A 20,198-nucleotide genomic window follows, 5' to 3' on the forward strand; every position below is an offset into this window, starting at 1 on the left:
AAGCCGGTCTGCCACTTGTGGTAGACGCCGGCAGAACTGGCGCCGAAGACCTCGATCCGGCCGTCGGCGTTGGCGGTGGCGAAGATCTCGGTGCCGCCGCCGCCGAAGGTGTCCCACTGGCCGTACGGGGCGTTCACGCCGGTCTGCCAGATGTGCTGCGCGGTGGTGCCGTTGATGGCGAACGCCTCCACCCGGCCGTCCGGGGAGCGCTCGCTGGTGATCCGAGCGCCGGCGGGGCCGCCGGCGGCCTCCCAGTCGGACCAGGTGGTCGGGTTGGTCTGGTACTTGTGGAAGACGCCGACCGGTCCGGAGGCCAGGACCTCCAGGCGTCCGTCCTCGTTGTGGTCGACGGTGAGGGCCCGCCCGCCGCCGCCGAAGGTCTCCCACGCCGACCAGGCGCCGCTGACGGCGGTCTGCCACTGGTGCTGCGCGGTGGTGCCGTTGAGAGCGAAGACCTCCAGCCGGCCGTCGGGGGCCTTGCCGAGCCGGACCTCGCTGTCGGCCGGGCCACCGCCCGCGGACTCCCAGTCCGACCAGCCACTGTTGGGTGCCGTCTGGTACTTGTGGAAGACGCCGACCGGACCGGAGGCGAAGACCTCCAGCCGGCCGTCCTGGTTGGCGCCCACCGCGACGTCGTGTCCGCCGCCGCCGAAGGTGTCCCAGGTCGACCAGGCGCCGGCCGGTTGGAGCTGGTAGCGGTGCGCGAGGGTGGTGCCGTTGACGGCGAACATCTCCAGCCGGCCGTCCGCGTCCGGCCCGATCGCCAACTCCGCGCCGCCCGGGCCGCCGAGGGACTCCCAGTCCGACCAGGCGCCGCTGGCCGCCGTCTGCCAGGCATGGGACACCCCGTTGGCGCCGGCCGCGAACACCTCCAGCCTGCCGTCCGCCGACCGCGCCGACACCACCTTGCCGGACTTCGCCGGGTACACCAGCGGCGCCGGCCCCGGGTCGTGGTGGCCGAGCCGGTCCGCGGCGGCCTGCGCCGCGCCCAGGTAGCGCCGGTGCGCGCCCTGGTTGTAGGTCGACCAGGGCTGCCAGTTCGTACCGCCGTTGGAGATGCGGTACGCGGCGTCGGCGTTGCACTGGGCGTCGAAGGCGCAGGCGTCGCTGACCTCGGGGTGCCAGTAGTCGTTGATCTCCCACAGGCCCCGGTCGCGGGACGGCGGGGTGTTGTTCTGGACGTTGGACGCCGACGGGTTGCAACTGGACTCGGCCATGCCGACGGCGATCGCGGTCACCAGGGCGTCGCCCCGGAAGCCGGCGGCGTAGCCGACCTCGGCGCACAGGTCGATGCCGGTGGCGGCGGGCGCGGGCGTGGCGCCGACCGTCAGGCCGGCCGCCACGCCCAGCGAGACGAGCGTGGACAGCAGGACGCGGTGCGGCGCCCGGCGGGCGCGTGGGGTGCTGGTCACGGGTGGCCTCCTCAGTTGACGGCGGGTCCGGCGGTGGTGTTGAGCCAGGTCCAGTCGGACCAGGTGGAGAAGCCGGTCTGCCACTTGTGGTAGACGCCGGCGGCACTGGCGCCGAAGACCTCGATCCGGCCGTCGGCGTTGGCGGTGGCGAAGATCTCGGTGCCACCGCCGCCGAAGGTGTCCCACGGGCCGTACGGGGCGTTCACGCCGGTCTGCCAGATGTGCTGCGCGGTGCTGCCGTTGATGGCGAACACCTCGACGCGCCCGTCCGCGGTCGGCCGGCTGGTGACCCGGGAGTCGGCGGGGCCGCCGGTGGGCTCCCAGCCGGACCAAGTGGTCGGGTCGGTCTGGTACTTGTGGAAGACGCCGGTCGGTCCGGAGGCGAAGACCTCCAACCGCCCGTCCTGGTTGTGGTCGACGGTGAGGGCGCGCCCGCCGCCGCCGAAGGCCTCCCAGGCCGACCAGCCGCCGTTGACGGCGGTCTGCCACTGGTGCTGCGCGGTGCTGCCGTTGAGGGCGAAGACCTCCAGCCGGCCGTCGGGGGCCTTGCCGAGCCGGACCTGGCTGTCGGCCGGGCCGCCGCCGGTGGGTTCCCAGTCGGACCAGCCGCCGTTGGGCGCGCTCTGGTACCTGTGGAAGACGCCGACCGGTCCGGAGGCGAAGACCTCCAGCCGGCCGTCCTGGTTGGCGCCGGTGGCGACGGTGCGTCCGCCGCCGCCGAAGGTGTCCCAGCCAGACCAGGCGCCGGCCGGTTGGAGCTGGTAACGGTGCTGGAGGGTGGTGCCGTTGACGGCGAACATCTCCAGGCGGCCGTCCGCGTCGGGGCCGATGGCGAGTTCCGCGCCGCCCGGGCCGCCGAGGGTCTCCCAGTCCGACCAGGCGCCGCTGGCCGCCGTCTGCCAGGCGTGGGACACCCCGTTGGCGCCGGCCGCGAACACCTCCAGCCGGCCGTCCGCCGACCGCGCCGACACCACCCGGCCCGACGGCGCCGGGTACACCGGCGGGACGGGACGGGGACCGGACCCCGGCGTGCAGGGCACGGTGATGCCGCGCTCCGCGAGGTAGGGGACCGGGTCGGTCCGCACCGTCGCGTCCGGGTCGGCCCAGACCCGCAGGTGCAGATGAGGCCCGCTGGACGTGCCCTCACTGCCCATCAGCGCGATCCGCTGACCGGCCGTCACGGTGTCCCCGGTGGCCACGTCCCGCTGGGACATGTGCCCGTACTCGGTGATGGTCCCGTCCGGATGCAGGATGCGGATCCACTGGCCGTAGCCCTGCGCCGGGCCGGAGACCAGCACCCGGCCGTCGCCGGCCGCGTAGATCGGGGTGCCGTAGTCGTTGGCGATGTCGATGCCGTTGTGCTCCGGGGTGTAGCCCTGGGAGATGAACCCGGAGGTCGGGCAGGAGGCCGGGAACCCGGCCGTCGCGGCGGCGGCCGTGATGGGGGCGGCGGTGGGTGCGGCGGCCGCGGGCACGGCGGGCGCGACCGGCAGCAGCAGGGCGGCCGCCGCCAGGGCCAGGCGCGAGGCGCGGCGGGAGAGGGAGGAGAACACCGGAGCCCCCCTCACGCCTCGGACGGACGGTCGGCGACGGGCTGCCCGGCGGGCCCGGAGTGTCGGGCGGGCCCGGGCTGCCCGGCGGGCCCGGGGCGGCTCCTGCGGGCGGGGTGACGAGTGGTCAACGGGACCTCCTGAAGGCGCGGGCCGGTGGCCGGTCCCGACCACCGGGTGTCGGCGGATGGGACGGTAGCCACGCACCACGCGGCGCAGAACCCGGAACCATACGGACTGACAGGAGCGGACCGGCCGCCGAGACTGGGAGAAGTCCCCGCGACCGGGGGAGCACGTCCGCCTGCGAGAATCACGGCATGGCTGAGCACGACAGCGACCACGGATACCTGCTCGACAACCGGCAGTCGGAGGCGGGCATCCGCTTCGGCGCCCTCGCCGAACTCTTCGACCCGGTGACCTTCCGACACGTCGACGCGATCGGGATCGGCCCCGGCATGCGCTGCTGGGAGGTCGGCGCCGGCGGCCCCGGCGTCCCGCTCGGACTCGCCGAGCGGGTCGGCCCGACCGGCGCGGTCGTCGCGACCGACATCGACGTCTCCTGGACGGCCCCCGCCGCCGGTGGCGTGATCGAGGTGCTCACCCACGACGTGGCCGCCGACCCGCCGCCGCCCGGGGCCTTCGACCTCGTGCACGCCCGGCTGGTCCTGGGGCACGTCGCCGACCGGGCCGAGGCCCTGCGCAGGATGGTCCAGGCCCTGCGCCCCGGCGGCTTCCTGCTCCTGGAGGAAGCCGACCCGGCCCTGCAACCCCTGCTCTGCCTGGACGAGTCGGGCCCCGACGAACGCCTCGCGAACCGGCTGCGCACCGGCTTCCGCACCCTGATGGCGGGGCGCGGCGCCGACCTCGGGTACGGGCGGACCCTGCCCAGGGTGCTGCGCGAAGCCGGCCTGGTCGACGTCCGGGCCGACGCCTACTTCCCGATCACCTCCCCGGCCTGCGCCGTTCTGGAGGACGCGACGGTCCGCCAGATCCGCCGCCTCCTGGTGGGGGAGGGCCTCGCCACCGACGAGGAGATCGACCGGCACCTCGCCAACGTCGCCTCCGGCCGCCTCGACCTGGCCACCGCCCCGCTGGTCTCCGCCTGGGCCCGCCGCCCATAGGGCCTGCCGGGCCCGGGGCGGCACGGTTTCGTGGACGGGCGGTCCCTCCTCGTACACCTCGACGTCGGGTGGCCACAGCCGGGAGAAGGTCGACTGGAGCGGCGGCCCCCGCCGGGTGGACGGCGGGTGCCCGGCACCGCGTGCCGCCCGCCACCCGCAGGGGAGGTGGCGGGCGGCGGCGGCGCGGCGCACAATGCCGTGGCATGAGCCGACGCCCGACCCTGCTCGTCGTCAGCGGCCCGCCGGGCGCGGGCAAGACCACGCTGGCGCACGCCCTCGCCGACGCGCTCGGCCGGCCGCTGGTCTGCCGGGACGAGATCAAGGAGCGGTTGGCCGCCACGGCCGCAGCCGACTTCGCTTCCGGTCCGGGCCCCGCTTCCGGTCCGGGCGCCGCTTCCGGCCCGGGCCTCGGCGGTGAGCTGGACCTGCGGACGCTGGAGGTGTTCTTCCGAACCCTCGGCGGGCACCTGGCCTCCGGGACGAGCCCGGTGGCCGAGGCGGCCTTCCAGGACCGGCTCTGGCGCCCGGGCCTGGAACCGCTCGCGGACCTGGCCGCCATCCGCGTCGTGCGCTGCGTCGTCGACCCCGAGGTCGCCCGGCTGCGGATCACCCGCCGGGCAGCCGACCTGCCCTCGCGGGCCGTCCACGCCGATGCCGCGCTGCTGCGGCGCATCGCGGCGGGGGAGCGGCCGATCGAGTCCTGGGTGCCGGTCTCGCTCGACGTGCCCTGCCTGGTGGTGGACACCACCGAGGGCCTGCGGCCGTCCCTGGCGGGGATCCTCGCCTTCGCCGCCGGCGCGGACGGGCCGTAGCCGGGCGTCGCCGTCCGGGCCGGAGTTACCCTCGGCGGTATGGATGTGCCCGAAACCCCGGCCCCGACCGGCCTCGCGGACCCCGAGGGCCTCGCGGAGCTCGTACGGCTGCTGGACCGGCGCGGCGCGGTGGTGCTCAGCGGTGCGGGCCTGTCCACCGAGTCCGGCATCCCCGACTACCGGGGCGTCACCGGCCGCAGTCGCGGCGCGAGCCCGATGACCTACCAGGAGTTCACCGGCAGTGAGGCCGCCCGGCGCCGCTACTGGGCGCGCAGCCACACCGGCTGGCCGCTGTTCGCCCGGGCCCGGCCCAACGCCGGGCACCGCGCGGTGGAGCGGCTTCGTGGCTCGGGGCACATCGCGGCGGTCATCACCCAGAACGTCGACGGCCTCCACGGCGCGGCCGGGACCAGGGAGGCCGTGGAACTGCACGGCGGGCTGCACCGGGTGGTCTGCCTCGGCTGCCGGCGCGGCAGCTCCCGGGCCGAACTCGACCGGCGCCTGGACGAGTTGAACCGGGGCTTCCGCAAGCCCGGGGCGGTGCTGCGCCCGGACGGCGACGTGCGGCTGCCGCCGGAGGCGGTGGCGGGGTTCCGGGTCGCGCCCTGCGCCGACTGCGGCGGCGTGCTGAAGCCGGACGTGGTCTTCTTCGGCGAGAACGTGCCCGTCCACCGGGTCGAGCACTGCTACGGACTGGTGGACGAGGCGCGGTCGTTGGTGGTCCTCGGGTCCTCGCTCGCGGTCCTCTCGGGCCTGCGATTCGTCCGCCGGGCCGCGCGTGCGCGGCTGCCCGTCGCGATCGTCAACCAGGGTGCCACCCGGGGCGACGACCTCGCCGCGCTGCGGCTCGACCTCCCACTGGGGCCGGCCATGACCGAGGCGGCCCGGCTCCTGGGCGCCGCCTGACCCGCCGGCCCGCCTGATCCGCCCGCCTGACCTGCCGACCCGCCTCATCGGCCCGCCGCCGTGACCGGGAGCGGGCGGCGGCGGGCGGCGGCGCGCCCGTCAGCCCGCCGGCTGCCAGGGGCGGCCCGGCACCCAGAGCGGCACCGGCCCGACCCGCGGCATGGCGCGGGCCGCGTCCTCCTCCAGCCAGCCGCACACCCGGACCGGGTCGTTCTCGCTCAGCTCGACCAGCGCGGCGGCGGCGATCCGGGTGCAGCCCAGGACCAGTGCGAGGGTGTCCTGGCGGCGGTGCCGCTCCCGGATGTACGCCTCGCCCCGTTCGTCGATGCGCCTGCCGTGAGACGTCTCCTCCGGCTCGTCCGGCTCGTCCGGCTCGTCCGTCCCTTCCGTTCCCGCCGCCCCGTCCGGCCCGTCCTTGTCGGCCAGCGCCTGGACGCCGTGCCACACCAGGGTCAGCGCGCAGGGCTCGGCCGGGTGCGACACGTCGTCCCGGTGGGCCTGTTCGCGGGCCTCCGCCGACCGCTGCCCCAGCCATTCGAGGGCCGCCGACTCGTCCCCCGCGCAGGACCGGACCACCAGCTCCGCGGCCCGTTCGGCGATCGCCCGCAGCACCGCGCGGGCCGGCACCCGCAGGCCGGGCGCCGCCGGGTCGCCGAAGGCCAGCCAAGCGTCCGCGAAGGAGGCCGTCCGTAGCCGGCCCACCCAGGCCGGAGTCCCGCCGGCCGTGCCGAGCCACTCCTGGGCCCCCAGCCGGACCAGTCCGACGGCGACCAGGTACGCCGCGTCCCCGTCGAGTCCCGACAGGCGTCCGTCACGCATCACACACACCACCCCCACCAGCGGTCATCACCCCGTGACGGCACATCCCATCACACCGGGACGCGAACGAACTAGACAGGAGCACGTCACATTCCGGAACCGATTCGCCGCCGACCGTGCCGACCCGCGCACCGACCGTGGCGATCGGGGGGCCAGCGGGGGCGATCGGGGGGGCGGTGCTCAGCCCGCCGCGAGCCGGTCGATGAGGGCGAGGGTGTCCTCGACCGAGCCGGCCGGGTCGGTGACCGGGTAGAGGACGCCCCGGACGGTGCGGGTGGCGTCGAGGACGAGGGTGAGCCGCTTGAGCCGGTCGACGCCGGCGGCGCGGAAGGTGGGCAGGCGCAGGGCGGCGGTCAGCCGGAGGTCGGCGTCGGAGAGCAGCGGGAACGGGATGCGCGCGTGCTCGGCGAACGCGGCCAGCTGGTCGGGGCGCTGGGTGCTGACGCCGTGGACGCGGGTGCCGCGGGCGGTGAACTCGGCGGCCCGGTCGCGGTAGGTGGCGGATTCCAGGGTGCAGCCGCCGGCGCCGGGGATGGCACCCCAGTCGGGCGGGTAGTCCCGGCCGCCGGGTGGGTAGGCGCCGGGGTAGCAGTACAGGACCGTCCAGGCGGCGTCGGGGGAGACGGGGTCGGTGCGGTCGCCGGCGGCGGAGGTGAGTTCCAGTGGCGGCAGCCGGTGTCCGGCCAGGGCGTGGACCCTCCGGGTCTCGGCGGAGTCGGTGGTGCTGGTGGCGGAGAGCGAGCCGTCGCCGAGGACGTACCGGCCGCCCCAGTCCTGGAGGGCGACGAGGACGGGCAGCAGGCCGCGGCCGGTCGCGGTCAGGTGGTACTCGTAGCGCGGTGGGTGCGGGTGGTAGAGCCGCTTCTCCAGCACCCCGTCGTCGACGAGTGCCTTGAGGCGCTCGGTGAGGACCCGGCGGCTGATGCCCAGGGCGGTGCGCAGGGCGTCGAACTGGTGGGTGCCGCCGGCGATGTCCCTGATCAGCAGCAGGGTCCAGGTGTCGCCGACCACGGTCAGGGCCTGGGAGATCGCGCAGTCGGGGTCCGCCGCTTCGGTGTGCCGCATGGGCATGATTATAGTGAGTTCCAAAATGAGACTCACTCCTCGGAGCGGCCCGGCCGGACCGGGGGGTGAGCGGCCGATCGCGACATGAGGGGTGGACGTGACGACGCGGACAGCGACTCCGGCGGGACACGGGTCAGGACGGAAGTCAGGGCAGGAGCAGGCGCAGGCGCAGGGGGCGGGGCAGGGGGCCGGGCGGGGAACGGCGGACCGGGGGGTCGGCCCGGGGGCGGGGCGCGACGGCGGGGCCGGGGTGTTCTGGCGTTACTGGACCGCCTCGACGGTCAGCCGGTTCGGCGACGAGGTCACCAGGGTGGCGCTGCCGCTGATCGCGGTGGTCGCCCTGCACGCGACGGCACTCCAGGTCGGCCTGATCACGGCGGCCGGCTACGTCGCCTGGCTGGTGGTCGGGCTGCCCGCGGGCGTCCTGGTCCACCGGCTGCCGCTGCGCGGCACCCAGGTGACGATGGACCTGGTCCGGGGCGTGGCCGTCGCCTCGGTGCCGGTGGCCGGCGCCTTCGGGGTGCTCGGACTGCCACAGCTGGTGGTGGTGGCGCTGCTGGTCGGCCTGGCGGGTGTGGTCTTCGACGTCGGCAACTCCACCTTCCTGCCGTCGATCGTCGCCAAGGAGCAGCTGACCGCCCGCAACAGCCTGCTCTCCGGCACCTCCGCCGCGACCGAACTGGCCGGGCCCTCGCTCGGCGGGGTGCTGGTCCAACTCCTGGGCGGCGCCGTCTCGATGGTGCTGGACGCGGTCAGCTACCTGGTGTCGGCGCTGCTGCTGCGCAGCCTGCCGCGCGCCGAGCCGCCGCCCGGCGGGCGGCCCGGCGTCGGGATACGCGAGCAGATCCGCGAGGGCTGGCACTACGTCACCCGGCACCCGGTGCTCGGGCCGTGTGCCGCCGACGCCACCGCGGTCAACTTCGTCTGCGGCGGACTGATGGCGCTCACCCCGGTGTTCCTGGTCCGCACCCTCGACGCGCCGGCCGCCGCGGTCGGCGCCCTGATGGCCACCGGGGGCCTGGGCAGCCTGGTGGGCGCCGCCCTGACCCCCCGTCTGGTCGCCCGGATCGGCAGCGGCGGGGCGCTGCGCTGGTCCGCGCTGGTCGCCTCCCTCTTCGTCTTCCTGCTCCCGGCGGCCGGGCCCGGCTGGGCGACGCTGGTGTTCGCCGTCGGCAACGCGGGCTTCTCGGCGGGGGTGGTGGTCACCAGCATCGTCACCCGCACCCACCGGCAGACCCAGACCCCGCCCGAGCTGCTGCCCCGGGTGATGGCCACCGTGCGCTTCGTCTCCTGGGGCGCCATCCCGGTCGGCGCCCTCGCGGCCGGTGCCGCGTCCACCGCCTGGGGGTCGCGGACGGCGCTGCTGCTGCTGGCCGTCGCCAGCCTCGCGAGTCCGGCGATCCTGCTGGCCGGTCCGATCCGCCGGCTCCGCGACCTCGCCTGACGGCGGGGGACCGGCCGGGGCGGCCGGGGCACACCGGCCGGGGCGGCCGCCCCGGGCCGGCGTCGGCGGCGGTGGGTCAGCCCGCGTCGCCGCGCAGGTGCGCGAGGACGGCGAGGACCCGGCGGTTGCCCTCCGCCGGGTCGAGGTCCAGCTTCATGAAGATGTTGCCGGAGTGCTTGACCACCGAGGCCTCGGTGACGCTCAGCCGGGCCGCGATCGACTGGTTGTTGTAGCCCTCGGCCATCAGCGCGAGCACCTCGCGCTCACGCGGGGTCAGCCGGCCCAGCGGGCGCACCGCCGTGTGCTGGGCCAGCAGCACCCGGACCACCTCCGGGTCGATGACGGTCTGTCCGTCGGCGACCCGGCACAGCGTGTCCAGGAACTCGGCGACCTCGCCGACCCGGTCCTTCAGCATGTAGCCGAGTCCGCCCCGGCCCTGCCCGTCGCCCAGGAGCAGCTGGGTCGCGTACGCCGTGGCGACGTACTGGGAGAGCACCAGGACGGGCAACCGCTCGTACCGGCCCCGCAGTTCGAGCGCCGCCCGGAGCCCCTCGTCGCTGAAGCCGGGCGGCATCCGGACGTCGGTGATGACGATGTCGGGCCGGTGCGCGTCCACGGCCTCGGCGAGGGCCCGGGCGTCCCCGACGGCGGCGGCCACCTCGTGGCCGCTGCGGGCGAGGATCTCGGTGAGACCGGCCCTGAGCAGGACGGCGTCTTCGGCAAGGACTACGCGGAGCACGGGACCTCCACCCGGAGCTGGGTCGGACCGCCGACGGGACTGGAGACCAGCAGCCGCCCGCGCAGGATCGCCAGGCGGTCCGCGAGACCGGACAGACCGGTGCCCGCGGCGGGATCCGCCCCGCCCCGCCCGTCGTCGATGATCATCAGGATAAGCCGGTCGTCCACCAGCCGTCCGGTGACCTCGATCAGGGCGGCTCCGCTGTGCTTCGCCGCGTTGGCCAGCGCCTCCGTCACCGTGAAGTACGCGGTGGCCTCGACCAGCGGCGGCAGCCGGCGCGGCAGGTCGACCTCCGCCTCCACCGGGATCGGTGAGCGCTGCGCGACCTCCGCGACGGCGGCGGCCAGGCCGTGGTCGGTCAGCACCTGCGGGTGGATGCCGCGCACCAGGTCGCGCAGCTGGTCCAGGGCCCGGCGCGCCTCGGCCCGGCCCCGGGCGACCAGGGCCGCCGCCTCCGGACAGGTGTCCCTCAGCTCCATCTCGGCCAGGCCCAGGGTCATGGTGAGGGCCACCAGCTGCTGCTGGGCGCCGTCGTGCAGGTCCCGTTCGATGCGGCGGCGCTCGGCCTCGAAGGCGTCCGCCAGCCGGGCCCGGGAGCGGGTCAGTTCGATCACCTGGCGGTCCTCCGACTCCCTGCGCGGCGCCAGCAGGAACCACGCGGTCCACACCTGGCCGGCCGTCAGCCAGCCCGCCGCGTAGGCCGACAGCACCACCCCGGCGAGGCCCGCGAGGCCGAACGGCACCGCCGCGAGCGGACCGGGCACCGCGCGGCCGGGGACGATCATCACCGTCTCCGGGGCCAGGGCCCACACCACCACCGGGGACGCCACCAGGAGGCAGGAGAACGCCAGCAGCGCCAGCACGGCCAGCCCGGCCCCGGCGAAGACGACCGCGAGCAGGGCCGCGTACGCCAGCTCCCGCCAGGTGGCCCGCTCGGAGAAGCGGTGGCGCAGCCGCCGCCGGAGCCCGTCGCCCGGCGCCGGTGCGTGCGGGTCGGCGGGCCGCACCCGCTGCACCAGCCGCAGCCGGCACCGCTCCACCCGGGCGACCGGGATGCCCAGCAGCGGCAGGCAGGCCAGCACCGGCAGGCCCACGCCGACCACCGACAGCAGGATCCCGAGCGAGACCAGCACCGCCAGCGCCGACAGCAGCCCCAGGCCGAACAGCGCCCCGACCAGCAGGTGCAGCCAGCAGCGCAACGGCCAGGTCGAGAACAGGAAGGCCGCCGGCCCGCGCCCGAGGGCCCGCCGGACGGCGACGGCCGGCCCGGCACTCCCGTCCGGAGCGTTCACCGCGTCCGGCCCGTCCGGCCCGTCCGGCCCGTCCGGCCCGTCAGCCCCGGCCGCCCTGGCCGCCCCGGCGCACCTGCCGGGCACCGCCGTACCGTCCGCCCCGGCCGTCGTACCGGCCCCATCCGCGAGGGACATCCCTTGCCTTTCCGTCCGGTGATCGTCGAGAACAGCAGCCCCGGCGACCGCCCCCGGTGGTAGGGAAAACCCACCCCCGAACCCTCCGCACAGGCCCACTGTGCGCCCGCGCCCCGGCTGCTGGACTGGTGGTGGCCCGGCCGCGACCGCGGCCCGGAGCGCCACCGCGCCCGCCCGTCCACCGTACGACGCCCCCGGCACCCGTCCGTCCACCGCACCCCGCCGTCCACCGCACCCCGCCGTCCACCGCACCCCGCCGTCCACCGCACCCCGCCGTCCACCGTACGACGCCCCCGGCGCGCCGGGAGCCCGAGAGAGGCCCCGCCTTGAGCACCACACTGATCGTCACCAACGACTTCCCGCCCCGGCAGGGCGGCATCGAGACCTTCGTGCACGCGATGGCCACCCGGGTGCCCGGCCACGACGTGGTCGTCTACACCTCCGCCGAGCCCGGTGCCGAGGCCTTCGACGCGGGCCTGCCCTTCCCCGTGGTGCGCGACCCGGCCCGGATGCTGCTGCCCACCCGCCGGGTCACCGAGCGCGCGGTGCGGCTGGTCCGGGAGCACGGCTGCGACCGGGTCTGGTTCGGTGCGGCGGCCCCGCTCGCCGCCATGGCGCCCGCGCTGCGCCGGGCCGGCGTCGAGCGCGTCGTCGCCACCACGCACGGCCACGAGATCTGGTGGGCCCGGGTGCCCGGCGCGCGCCGCCTGCTGCGCCGGGTGGGCGACGGGGCCGACGTGGTCACCTACCTCGGCGAGTACACCCGCGCCCGGATCGCCCCGGCGCTCGGCCCCCGGGCCCGGCTCGCCCGGCTGGTGCCCGGTGTCGACCCGGCCGCCTTCGCCCCCGGGGCGGCGGCCGGGGGCGGCCGGGAGGTCCGGGACCGGTTCGGGCTGTCCGGCCGCGCGGTGGTGCTGAGCGTGGCCCGCCTGGTGCCGCGCAAGGGCCAGGACGTGCTGATCCGCGCCCTGCCGCTGATCCGCCGCGCGGTGCCGGAGGCCGCCCTGCTGATCGTCGGTCAGGGCCCGGACGAGCGGCGGCTGAGGAGGCTCGCCGACCGCCTCCCGCAGGACTCGCGGGACTCGGTCGTCTTCGCCGGCGGCCGCGGGCACCACGAGCTCCCGGCCTACTACGCGGCGGCCGAGGTCTTCGCCATGCCCTGCCGGACCCGCCGGGCCGGGCTGGAGGCCGAGGGGCTCGGCATCGTCTACCTGGAGGCCGCGGCGGCCGGCCTGCCCGTCGTCGTCGGCGACTCGGGCGGCGCCCCCGACGCGGTGCTCGATGGCCGTACCGGCGCCGTCGTCGACGGCCGGGACGTGCGGGCCGTCGCCGAGGCCGTCATCCGCCTGCTGGCCTCCCCGGAGGGTGCGGCGATGGGGCGCGAGGGCCGGGACTGGGTGGCCCGGGAGTGGACCTGGGAGGCCTCCGCCGACGAGCTGACCCGGCTGCTCACCCCCGACGCGCGGACCCCCGGGCCGCACGGCCCCGACGCGCGGACCCCCGGGCCGCACGGCCCCGACGCGCGGACCCCCGGGGCGCGCACCTCCGGCCCGTGACCGCCCGGCAGACGAGCGCCCCGCCCTTGACCGCCCGGCAGACGAGCACCCGGCCCTGAGCACCCGCCCGGCGGCCCGCCCCCGGCGGGGGAGGCGCAGGTCGGCCGGGCTCCGGGCGCGCCCCTTCCGACCGGCTCCCGGTGATCGTCTCCGCCGCCACCCCTGACCGCCCAGTTTCACCCGTCGGTCAAGGACGTGGCTGCGCGTCGGCCGTTCCGCGAGGCTCGGCCAGGCACGTTCGTCGGCAGTGGACCAAGGGGGTTGGCAGCGTGGCGGTCGTCGGTCGCGGTGCGCCGGGCCGGACGGCGGTGGCCCCGGCCGCCGCTCGCGGCCACCGCCCGGCCGGTCCGCCGCACCGGTCGGCCCGGGTGCTCCCCGTGCACCCGGTCCCGACCGGGACGCGCGACCGGCGCGGAGCGGCCGCCCCCGGAGAGGGTTCCGGTGGAGCGGGTCGCCCCGGCGGGTCCCCCCGACGGCCCCGGACGGTACGAGGACGCCCGCCCGGGGCCCGCCGGCCACTGCTCGGCGCGATACCGACAGTTCCGCCGGGCGGCGGAACGGAAGGATGGTTTGTGTGAAAAGGCTTGTCATCGAACCCAGTGAGCGCCGGCAGATCGACTGGCTGGTCGACGAGGTGCTCGACGAGTACGGCCAGTGGGACCCGGTGCAGTTCGTCCCGCACGCCAAGGCGGTGGCCGAGTCGCTGCCCATCCGGGTGCGCCAGTTCTTCCGGCGGGTGCAGTCGGACGAGGCCGACGTGGCGGTGCTGTCGGGGCTGCCGCTGAGCCCGGACCTGGAGCCGACCCCGACCGGCTGGGACATGGCGGAGAAGCTCGGCGCCGGCACCCGTGAGGAGGTCGTGCTGACGCTGTGCAGCGCCGTGCTCGGCGAGGCGTTCGCCTGGGGCAACCAGCAGAACGGCCGCATCGTGCACGACGTGTGCCCGGCGCCCGGCAAGGAGCGCTCGGAGACCAGCGGCAGCAGCACGGCCCCGCTGTCGCTGCACACCGAGGACGCCTTCCACCAGTGCCGCTGCGACTACGTGGCGCTGTACTGCCTGCGCAACCCGGACCGGATCGGCACCACCGTGGTGCGCGCCGAGCGGCTCGCCCTGCCGGAGCGGCTGTCCGGGATCCTGTCCGAGCGGCGGTTCCACCACCGCCCCGACCAGTCGCACGTCGGCCCGCAGGGGCACTCCAGCGGGGTGGCGGAGGTGGACGCGATCCTGTTCGGCCCGCCGGAGTCGCGCTATCTGCGCATCGACTTCGACGACACCTGCGCCGCGGACGAGGACGACCGGGAGGCGCGGGAGGCGATCACCGAGCTGTACGGGTACGTGGTCGCCGCCCAGGAGCGGGTGGCGCTGGAGCCCGGTGACGCGATCTTCCTCGACAACTACCGGGTCGTGCACGGGCGGGAGCCGTTCGAGCCCCGCTACGACGGCACCGACCGGTGGCTGAAGCGGGTCAACCTGATCCGGGACCTGCGCCGGGTGTTCGTGGCGACCGAGGCCAGGTCGCGGATCATCGGGTGAGTCCGCTGCCGGCCGTCCGGGCGCGGACGGCGGTGACGGCCCGCCGTCCGCGCTGACGGCCCCGTCCCCGTCCCCGCCCGGACCCGGCGAGCTCCGTGAGGCTCCCGGACCGGGTGCCGTCAAGGAGGTTGAACCACAGGGAAAACACCTGGCGGCGGCCTTGTCCGCGCCACGTCCACCGGTGTTGGCTAAGGCCCGTGGACCTCTGCACCGGTAGCACGCTGTGCTGATCTCGAATCCGGGTGCCGGCCGGCGGGCGTCCGCGAACGCGTCCCCGCCGGCGGCGGCCCCGCTGAACTGCCGGCAGGCGCTCGCCCTCGGGCCGCGCCTGCTGCTGACCTCCCGGTGGCCGTGGCGCTCGCTCGGCTACCTGTCCTGCGGTGCGCTCGTGGTCTTCGTGATCATGGTCGCGGCGATGAACGGGCTGTTCCCGCTCGGCACCCTGCCCGACTACGCCCAACTGGTGGTGATGGTCCTGCTGGCCGCCCTGGTCGGGATGCCGGTCGCCGGAGCGGAGCGCCGCCGGCTGCGGATCGTGGACACCGAGCCCGTCGGGGACCCGCACGTCGCCCCGGACCAGCCCGGCCTGAAGGCGTGGCTCTGGCTGCGCATCAGCGAGGCGGCGACCTGGCGCGAGTTCAGCTACGCGATCTCCCTGACCGCCGTCCTGCCGCTGATCGACTTCGGCGGCGTCGCCCTGGTGGGGAGCGTGCTCATCCTCATCGCCTCCCCGTTCCTGGAGCCCTTCGTCGACCTCGGCCCGCTGATCGTCTTCGGCCAGTGGCACGTCTCCGGCCCGCTCGACCGGGTGATGGTGGTCTTCCTGGGCCTGGCGCTGCTCCCGCCGACCGCCTACACGGTGACCGTGCTGGCCGCCGTCCGGGTGTCGTTCGCACGCCTGCTGCTGGCGCCCCGGGAGTCCGAGGTCGTCGCCCGCGTCCAGGAGCTGACCCGCTCGCGGATCCGCCTCGCGGACGCGTTCGAGGCCGAGCGCAAGCGGATCGAGCGGGACCTCCACGACGGCGCGCAGCAGCGGCTGGTCGGGCTGATCATGACGCTCGGCATGGTCGAGCACGGGCTGGAGGACGAGCAGTCCGACCGCGCCCGCCTGGTGGCCCGGGCCCGCCGGGAGGCCGAGGGCGCGCTGGCCGACCTGCGGGAGCTGATCCGCGGCATCCACCCCCAGCTGCTGACGGACCGAGGCGTCCCGGCCGCGGTCGCCGAGGTCGCCGACCGCAGCCCGGTGCCGGTGCTCGTCGACATCACCATGGCGCAGCGCCTGGTGCCCGCCGTGGAGACGGTGGCCTACTTCGCGGTGAAGGAGGCGCTCACCAACGTGGTGAAGCACAGCCAGGCCCGCGCGGCCTGGGTGACCGGCGCCCGGGACGGGGAGCGCCTGGTGCTGTGCGTCGGCGACGACGGGGTGGGCGGCGCCCGGTCCGAGGACGGCCGCGGGTTGCAGGGCCTTGCCGATCGCGTCGCCGTGGTGGGGGGCAGGCTCAAACTGCTCAGCCCGCCCGGCGGCCCAACCGAACTCACCGTGGAGCTGCCGTGGCGAACACCCGATTCCGCATAGTGCTCGCCGAGGACGCCGTCCTGCTGCGGGACGGACTCGTCGAACTGCTGGAACGCTTCGGGCACGAGGTGGTGGCGGCGGTCGGCGACAGCCGCGACCTGATCAAGGCGGTCGAGCAGCACCGGCCCGACATCGTGGTGACCGACGTGCGGATGCCGCCGGACTTCAACGACGACGGCCTGCGGTCGGCGATGGAACTGCGCGGCCGCTACCCGGAACTCGCCGTCCTGGTGCTCACGCAGTACGCCGCGACGGCCTACGCGTGCGAGCTGCTGGAGTCCGGCGAGCACTCCCGCGGCGGCCTCGGCTACCTCCTGAAGGACCGGATCGGCGGGGTGTCCGAGTTCCTGGTGGCGATCGAGTCGGTGGCCACCGGCGGCACGGTCATCGACCAGGAGGTCGTCTGGCAGCTGCTGCGGCGCCGGCAGATGAACGAGCCGCTGAGCCGGCTCACCTCGCGGGAGCAGGAGGTGCTGGGGCTGATGGCGGAGGGGAAGACGAACGCCGCCGTCGCGGAGGCGCTGAACGTCAGCCAGCCCACGGTCGCCAAGAACATCGGCAACATCTTCCTGAAGCTCGGCCTCTCCGAGGGCGACGGCCACCGCCGGGTGCTGGCCGTGCTGACGTACCTGCGGTCCTGAGCGGCGGCGCACCCGCGGTCCCGGCCGCGGGTGCGCCCGTCCGGCCCGCGCTCCCGAATGTCCAATTTCACCTGTCGGTCAAGGACATGGCTGCCCGTCGGCGGTTCCGCGAGTCTCGACGGGACCGGTTCGTCAGCAATGGACAGAGGGGCCTACATGGTTAACAGCGTGGTGGTCGTCGGCGGCGGTACAGCGGGCTGGATGACGGCGTCCTACCTGAACACGGCGTTCGGCGACCGGGTGAAGGTGACCCTGGTCGAGTCGAAGAACGTGCCCTCGATCGGTGTGGGCGAGGCCACCTTCAGCACGATCCGGCACTTCTTCAACTACCTGGGCGTGGACGAGCGCGACTGGATGCCGGAGTGCCGCGCCACCTACAAGCTCGCGGTCCGCTTCGAGGACTGGCGCGAGCCCGGCCACACCTTCTACCACCCGTTCGAGCGCAACCGCGTGGTGGACGGCTTCCCGCTCACCGACTGGTGGGTGCAGAAGCAGCCCACCGACCGGTTCGACAAGGACGCGTTCCTCATCTCGTCGCTGTGCGACGCGGAGCGCTCGCCGCGCCACCTGGACGGCTCGCTCTTCGACAGCACCTTCGAGCGCGGCGAGGACTACCGCACCACCCTGACCGAGCAGAACACCCAGTTCCCCTACGCGTACCACTTCGACGCGGCGATGCTGTCGAAGTACCTGACCCGCTTCGGCGTGGAGCGCGGGGTCCGCCACGTGCTCGACGACGTGGTGGACGTCGTCCTCGACGACCAGGGCGCGATCGACTACGTCCGCACCCGCGAGAACGGCGACCTGCACGGCGACCTGTTCGTCGACTGCACCGGCTTCCGCAGCCTGCTGGTCGCCAAGGCGCTGGAGGAGCCGTTCATCTCCTTCCAGAACCACCTGCCCAACGACAGCGCCGTGGCGCTGCGCGTGCCGGTGGACATGGCCGAGTACGGCATCCGCCCGGCCACCACCGCGACCGCGAAGGACGCCGGCTGGATCTGGACGATCCCGCTGTTCGAGCGGCTCGGCACCGGCTACGTGTACGCCAGCGAGTACAGCACCCCGGAGGAGGCCGAGCGCACGCTGCGCGAGTTCGTCGGCCCGGCGGGGGAGAACGCGACCGCCAACCACATCAAGATGCGGATCGGCCGCAGCGAGCGCGCGTGGGTGAAGAACTGCGTGGCGATCGGCCTGTCCAACGGCTTCGTCGAGCCGCTGGAGTCGACCGGCATCTTCATCATCCAGAACGGCATCGAGCAGCTGGTCAAGAACTTCCCGGTCGGCCAGGCGGAGACCGACGAGCGGCTGCGCGCGGCGTACAACCGGCAGGCCGCCAACGTCATGGACGGCCTGCGGGAGTTCATGGTGCTGCACTGGTACGCCTCGCGCCGCACCGACAACCAGTACTGGCAGGACACCAAGACCCGGGAGATCCCGGACGGCCTGGCCGAGCGCCTGGAGCAGTGGAAGGTCAAGCTGCCCGACCAGGACTCGATCTACCCGCACTACCACGGGTTCGAGTCGTACTCCTACCGCGCGATCATCCTCGGCCTCGGCGGGCTGCCGGTGCAGCCGCTGCCCGTGCTGGGCAAGCTCGACGGCTCCGCTGCCGACCGCGAGTTCCGGCTGGTGGCCGACCAGACCGCCACGCTGCTGGAGAAGCTGCCCAGCCAGTACGAGTACTTCGCCCACCTGCACGGCCTTCCGCCGGAGAAGCGCAAGGCGGGCACGGCGCGATGAACATCGCCGACTTCGCGGCTGGGACCAGCCACGTGGTGCTCGCGCTGCTGGCCGTGCTCCTGGTCGCGTTCGTCGGCCGCGCGGTGAGCCGGCGGCTGCGCCAGCCCACGGTCATCGCGGAGATCGCCTTCGGGCTCGCGCTCGGTCCGATCCTGATCTCCCTCGGCGGCAAGAAGGCCCTGCTGCCCCCGGACACGGTCGGCTGGCTGCGCGACATCGGGCACGTCGGGCTGGTGCTGTTCCTGGTCGGTGTCGCGCACGAGCTGCGCCGCACCAAGGCCCCGGCCCGCGGCCGGCTGATCGGCTGGACCACCGCGGGCTCGCTGGTGGTGCCGCTCCTGGCGGGCTGCGTGTTCGCGGCGGCCGTCCTGGCCGATCCCGTGCTGCGGGGCGACGCGCCCACCGCGTCGCTGGTGCTGCTGCTGGCGGTCTCGCTGTCGGTGACCGCCGTCCCGGTGCTCGCCCGCATCCTGGAGGAGCGGGAGCTGTTCGACACCCCCGTCGGCAAGCTCTCGATGACCGCGGCGATGATCATCGACGTGGTCGCCTGGCTGCTGCTCGCGCTGGCGGTCGGACTGGCCGCGGGCGGGCCCGGGGGCATGCCGCGGATCATCGCGGTGGTCGCGGTCGGCGTGGCCGCGATGTTCTGCGTCGGCCGGCTGCTGGGCCACGCCGCCGTCACGCGGTTCCGGGACCGGTTCGGCCGGTTCACCGCCGTCCTGGTCGGAGCGGCCGGCCTGGCGGGCTCCTGGGCGTTCCAGGAGCAGGGGGTGACCGAGATCTTCGGCGCCCTGCTGGTCGGGCTCGCCATCCCGCCCGACGGCTGGCACCGCGTGGTGGAGATGGTCACCCGGATCGGTCGGCCGCTGGTGCCGGTGTTCTTCGTGGTCACCGGGATCAACGTGTTCTCCGGGCAGTTGGGCGGGACACCGTGGTTCGCGATCGTGCTCGCCGTGGTCCTGGGCATCGCCGGCAAGGTCGGCGGCGGCTTCCTCGGGGCCAGGGTCGGCGGTGCGTCCACGCCCGACGCGATCCGCGTCGGGGTGCTGGTCAACACCCGGGGCCTGACCGAACTGGTGGTGCTCCAGGCGGGATACAGCGCCGGGATCCTCACCGCGCCGGTGTTCCTCGCCCTGGTGATCATGGCGCTGGTGACCACGGCGATGACCGGACCGTGCTACGCCCTGCTCGAACGACGTTCGGCACGCCGCTGGAACGTGGCTGCCCTGGCCCAGGAAGTAGGCAGGTGACCATGACGGAGTCCCGAGTGGAGGACGGCACCGTGGGGCACTCCACCACGATGACGGTGGTCGCTCCCGCGGAGTTCCGTTCGCTGATGTCGACGTTCCCCACCGGTGTGGCCATCGTGACCACCTCGGACCTCGACGGGCAGCCGTGGGGCATGACGTGCTCCTCGGTGTCCAGCGTCGCGGTGGACCCGCCGACCCTGCTGGTGTGCCTGCGCGAGGGGAGCCCCACCCTGGCGGCGATGCTTCGCCGTTCCACCTTCGCGGTGAACCTGCTGCACGCCAGGGCCGGCGCGACGGCGGACCTGTTCGCCTCCGGGACCCCCCACCGGTTCGACCTGGTGCGCTGGTCGGCCGACCCGGAGGCGGCGGGTCCGCACCTGACCGACGACGCCCACGCGATCGCCGACTGCCGGGTCAGCCGGACGGTCTCGGTCGGCGACCACACCGTGGTGTTCGGCGAGGTGTTCCGGGTGGCGCACCCGGCGGCGCCGGACCGGTCGCCGCTGCTGTACGGAATGCGCAAGTACGCGTCCTGGTCCGTCCTCTGACGGACGCTCCGCCTGGGAGAGCCGGTCCGTGCGGGTCATCTGATGCGATGACCCGCAC

Annotated in this window: 17 protein-coding genes; 11 read left to right on the plus strand and 6 right to left on the minus strand. The window is 75.0% G+C overall.

What is annotated here, in order from left to right; genetic code table 11:
• Positions 1 to 1,412: hypothetical protein (locus ACFQ6N_RS37945; protein WP_380658683.1), on the minus strand; the 1,412-nt coding region annotated here is incomplete at its 3' end.
• An 11-nt stretch (positions 1,413 to 1,423) separates the two neighbouring features.
• Positions 1,424 to 2,965, minus strand: coding sequence for a peptidoglycan DD-metalloendopeptidase family protein (locus ACFQ6N_RS37950; RefSeq protein ID WP_380658684.1), 1,542 nt, complete (start codon positions 2,963 to 2,965; stop codon positions 1,424 to 1,426).
• A gap of 314 nt (positions 2,966 to 3,279) precedes the next feature.
• Here ACFQ6N_RS37950 and ACFQ6N_RS37955 point away from each other — a divergent pair, with 314 nt between their 5' ends.
• The 3 genes from ACFQ6N_RS37955 (at position 3,280) to ACFQ6N_RS37965 (ending at position 5,801) form a co-directional block, all read left to right on the plus strand.
• The gene (locus ACFQ6N_RS37955; RefSeq protein ID WP_380658685.1) at positions 3,280 to 4,083 is read left to right on the plus strand and encodes a class I SAM-dependent methyltransferase; all 804 of its coding nucleotides are present in this window, start codon (positions 3,280 to 3,282) and stop codon (positions 4,081 to 4,083) included.
• A 203-nt stretch (positions 4,084 to 4,286) separates the two neighbouring features.
• On the plus strand, positions 4,287 to 4,895 hold the full coding sequence (locus ACFQ6N_RS37960; protein WP_380658686.1) for an AAA family ATPase: 609 nt from the start codon (positions 4,287 to 4,289) through the stop codon (positions 4,893 to 4,895).
• A gap of 39 nt (positions 4,896 to 4,934) precedes the next feature.
• Positions 4,935 to 5,801 (plus strand): NAD-dependent protein deacetylase, encoded by an 867-nt coding sequence (locus tag ACFQ6N_RS37965; protein ID WP_380658687.1) that lies wholly within the window; start codon positions 4,935 to 4,937, stop codon positions 5,799 to 5,801.
• Positions 5,802 to 5,900: 99 nt separating this feature from the next.
• Here the strand turns inward: ACFQ6N_RS37965 and ACFQ6N_RS37970 are convergent, their stop codons facing one another.
• Positions 5,901 to 6,620: a hypothetical protein gene (locus ACFQ6N_RS37970; RefSeq protein WP_380658688.1), complete on the minus strand. Its 720-nt coding sequence runs from the start codon at positions 6,618 to 6,620 to the stop codon at positions 5,901 to 5,903.
• 180 nt (positions 6,621 to 6,800) lie between these two features.
• On the minus strand, positions 6,801 to 7,685 hold the full coding sequence (locus ACFQ6N_RS37975; protein ID WP_380658689.1) for a winged helix-turn-helix transcriptional regulator: 885 nt from the start codon (positions 7,683 to 7,685) through the stop codon (positions 6,801 to 6,803).
• Positions 7,686 to 7,935: 250 nt separating this feature from the next.
• On the opposite strand from ACFQ6N_RS37975, the gene ACFQ6N_RS37980 reads away from it, so the two are divergent.
• Positions 7,936 to 9,129, plus strand: a complete 1,194-nt coding sequence (locus tag ACFQ6N_RS37980; RefSeq protein WP_380658690.1) for an MFS transporter — start codon at positions 7,936 to 7,938, stop codon at positions 9,127 to 9,129.
• Between the two features lie 76 nt (positions 9,130 to 9,205).
• Here the strand turns inward: ACFQ6N_RS37980 and ACFQ6N_RS37985 are convergent, their stop codons facing one another.
• Positions 9,206 to 9,868, minus strand: coding sequence for a response regulator (locus tag ACFQ6N_RS37985; protein ID WP_380658691.1), 663 nt, complete (start codon positions 9,866 to 9,868; stop codon positions 9,206 to 9,208).
• Positions 9,856 to 11,295, minus strand: coding sequence for a sensor histidine kinase (locus ACFQ6N_RS37990; protein ID WP_380658692.1), 1,440 nt, complete (start codon positions 11,293 to 11,295; stop codon positions 9,856 to 9,858). The genes ACFQ6N_RS37985 and ACFQ6N_RS37990 overlap by 13 nt, the downstream gene beginning before the upstream one ends.
• Before the next feature lie 326 nt (positions 11,296 to 11,621).
• Between ACFQ6N_RS37990 and ACFQ6N_RS37995 the strand changes: the two genes are divergently transcribed.
• The 7 genes from ACFQ6N_RS37995 (at position 11,622) to ACFQ6N_RS38025 (ending at position 20,140) form a co-directional block, all read left to right on the plus strand.
• Positions 11,622 to 12,851, plus strand: a complete 1,230-nt coding sequence (locus ACFQ6N_RS37995; protein ID WP_380658693.1) for a glycosyltransferase family 4 protein — start codon at positions 11,622 to 11,624, stop codon at positions 12,849 to 12,851.
• A gap of 574 nt (positions 12,852 to 13,425) precedes the next feature.
• The gene (locus ACFQ6N_RS38000; RefSeq protein WP_380658694.1) at positions 13,426 to 14,385 is read left to right on the plus strand and encodes a TauD/TfdA family dioxygenase; all 960 of its coding nucleotides are present in this window, start codon (positions 13,426 to 13,428) and stop codon (positions 14,383 to 14,385) included.
• A 223-nt stretch (positions 14,386 to 14,608) separates the two neighbouring features.
• Entirely contained in the window at positions 14,609 to 15,961 is a 1,353-nt protein-coding gene (locus tag ACFQ6N_RS38005; RefSeq protein ID WP_380658695.1) for a sensor histidine kinase, read from the plus strand.
• Positions 15,937 to 16,602, plus strand: a complete 666-nt coding sequence (locus tag ACFQ6N_RS38010; RefSeq protein WP_380658696.1) for a response regulator — start codon at positions 15,937 to 15,939, stop codon at positions 16,600 to 16,602. The genes ACFQ6N_RS38005 and ACFQ6N_RS38010 overlap by 25 nt, the downstream gene beginning before the upstream one ends.
• 156 nt (positions 16,603 to 16,758) lie before the next feature.
• Positions 16,759 to 18,342: a tryptophan halogenase family protein gene (locus ACFQ6N_RS38015; protein WP_380658697.1), complete on the plus strand. Its 1,584-nt coding sequence runs from the start codon at positions 16,759 to 16,761 to the stop codon at positions 18,340 to 18,342.
• On the plus strand, positions 18,339 to 19,592 hold the full coding sequence (locus tag ACFQ6N_RS38020) for a cation:proton antiporter (protein ID WP_380658698.1): 1,254 nt from the start codon (positions 18,339 to 18,341) through the stop codon (positions 19,590 to 19,592). The genes ACFQ6N_RS38015 and ACFQ6N_RS38020 overlap by 4 nt, the downstream gene beginning before the upstream one ends.
• Before the next feature lie 2 nt (positions 19,593 to 19,594).
• A complete protein-coding gene (locus tag ACFQ6N_RS38025) occupies positions 19,595 to 20,140 on the plus strand; it encodes a flavin reductase family protein (RefSeq protein ID WP_380658699.1) in 546 nt (181 codons plus the stop codon).
• Positions 20,141 to 20,198 lie beyond the last annotated feature (58 nt).

It is taken from the genome of Kitasatospora sp. NPDC056446 (genome assembly GCF_042796115.1).
Taxonomy (GTDB): Bacteria; Actinomycetota; Actinomycetes; order Streptomycetales; family Streptomycetaceae; genus Kitasatospora.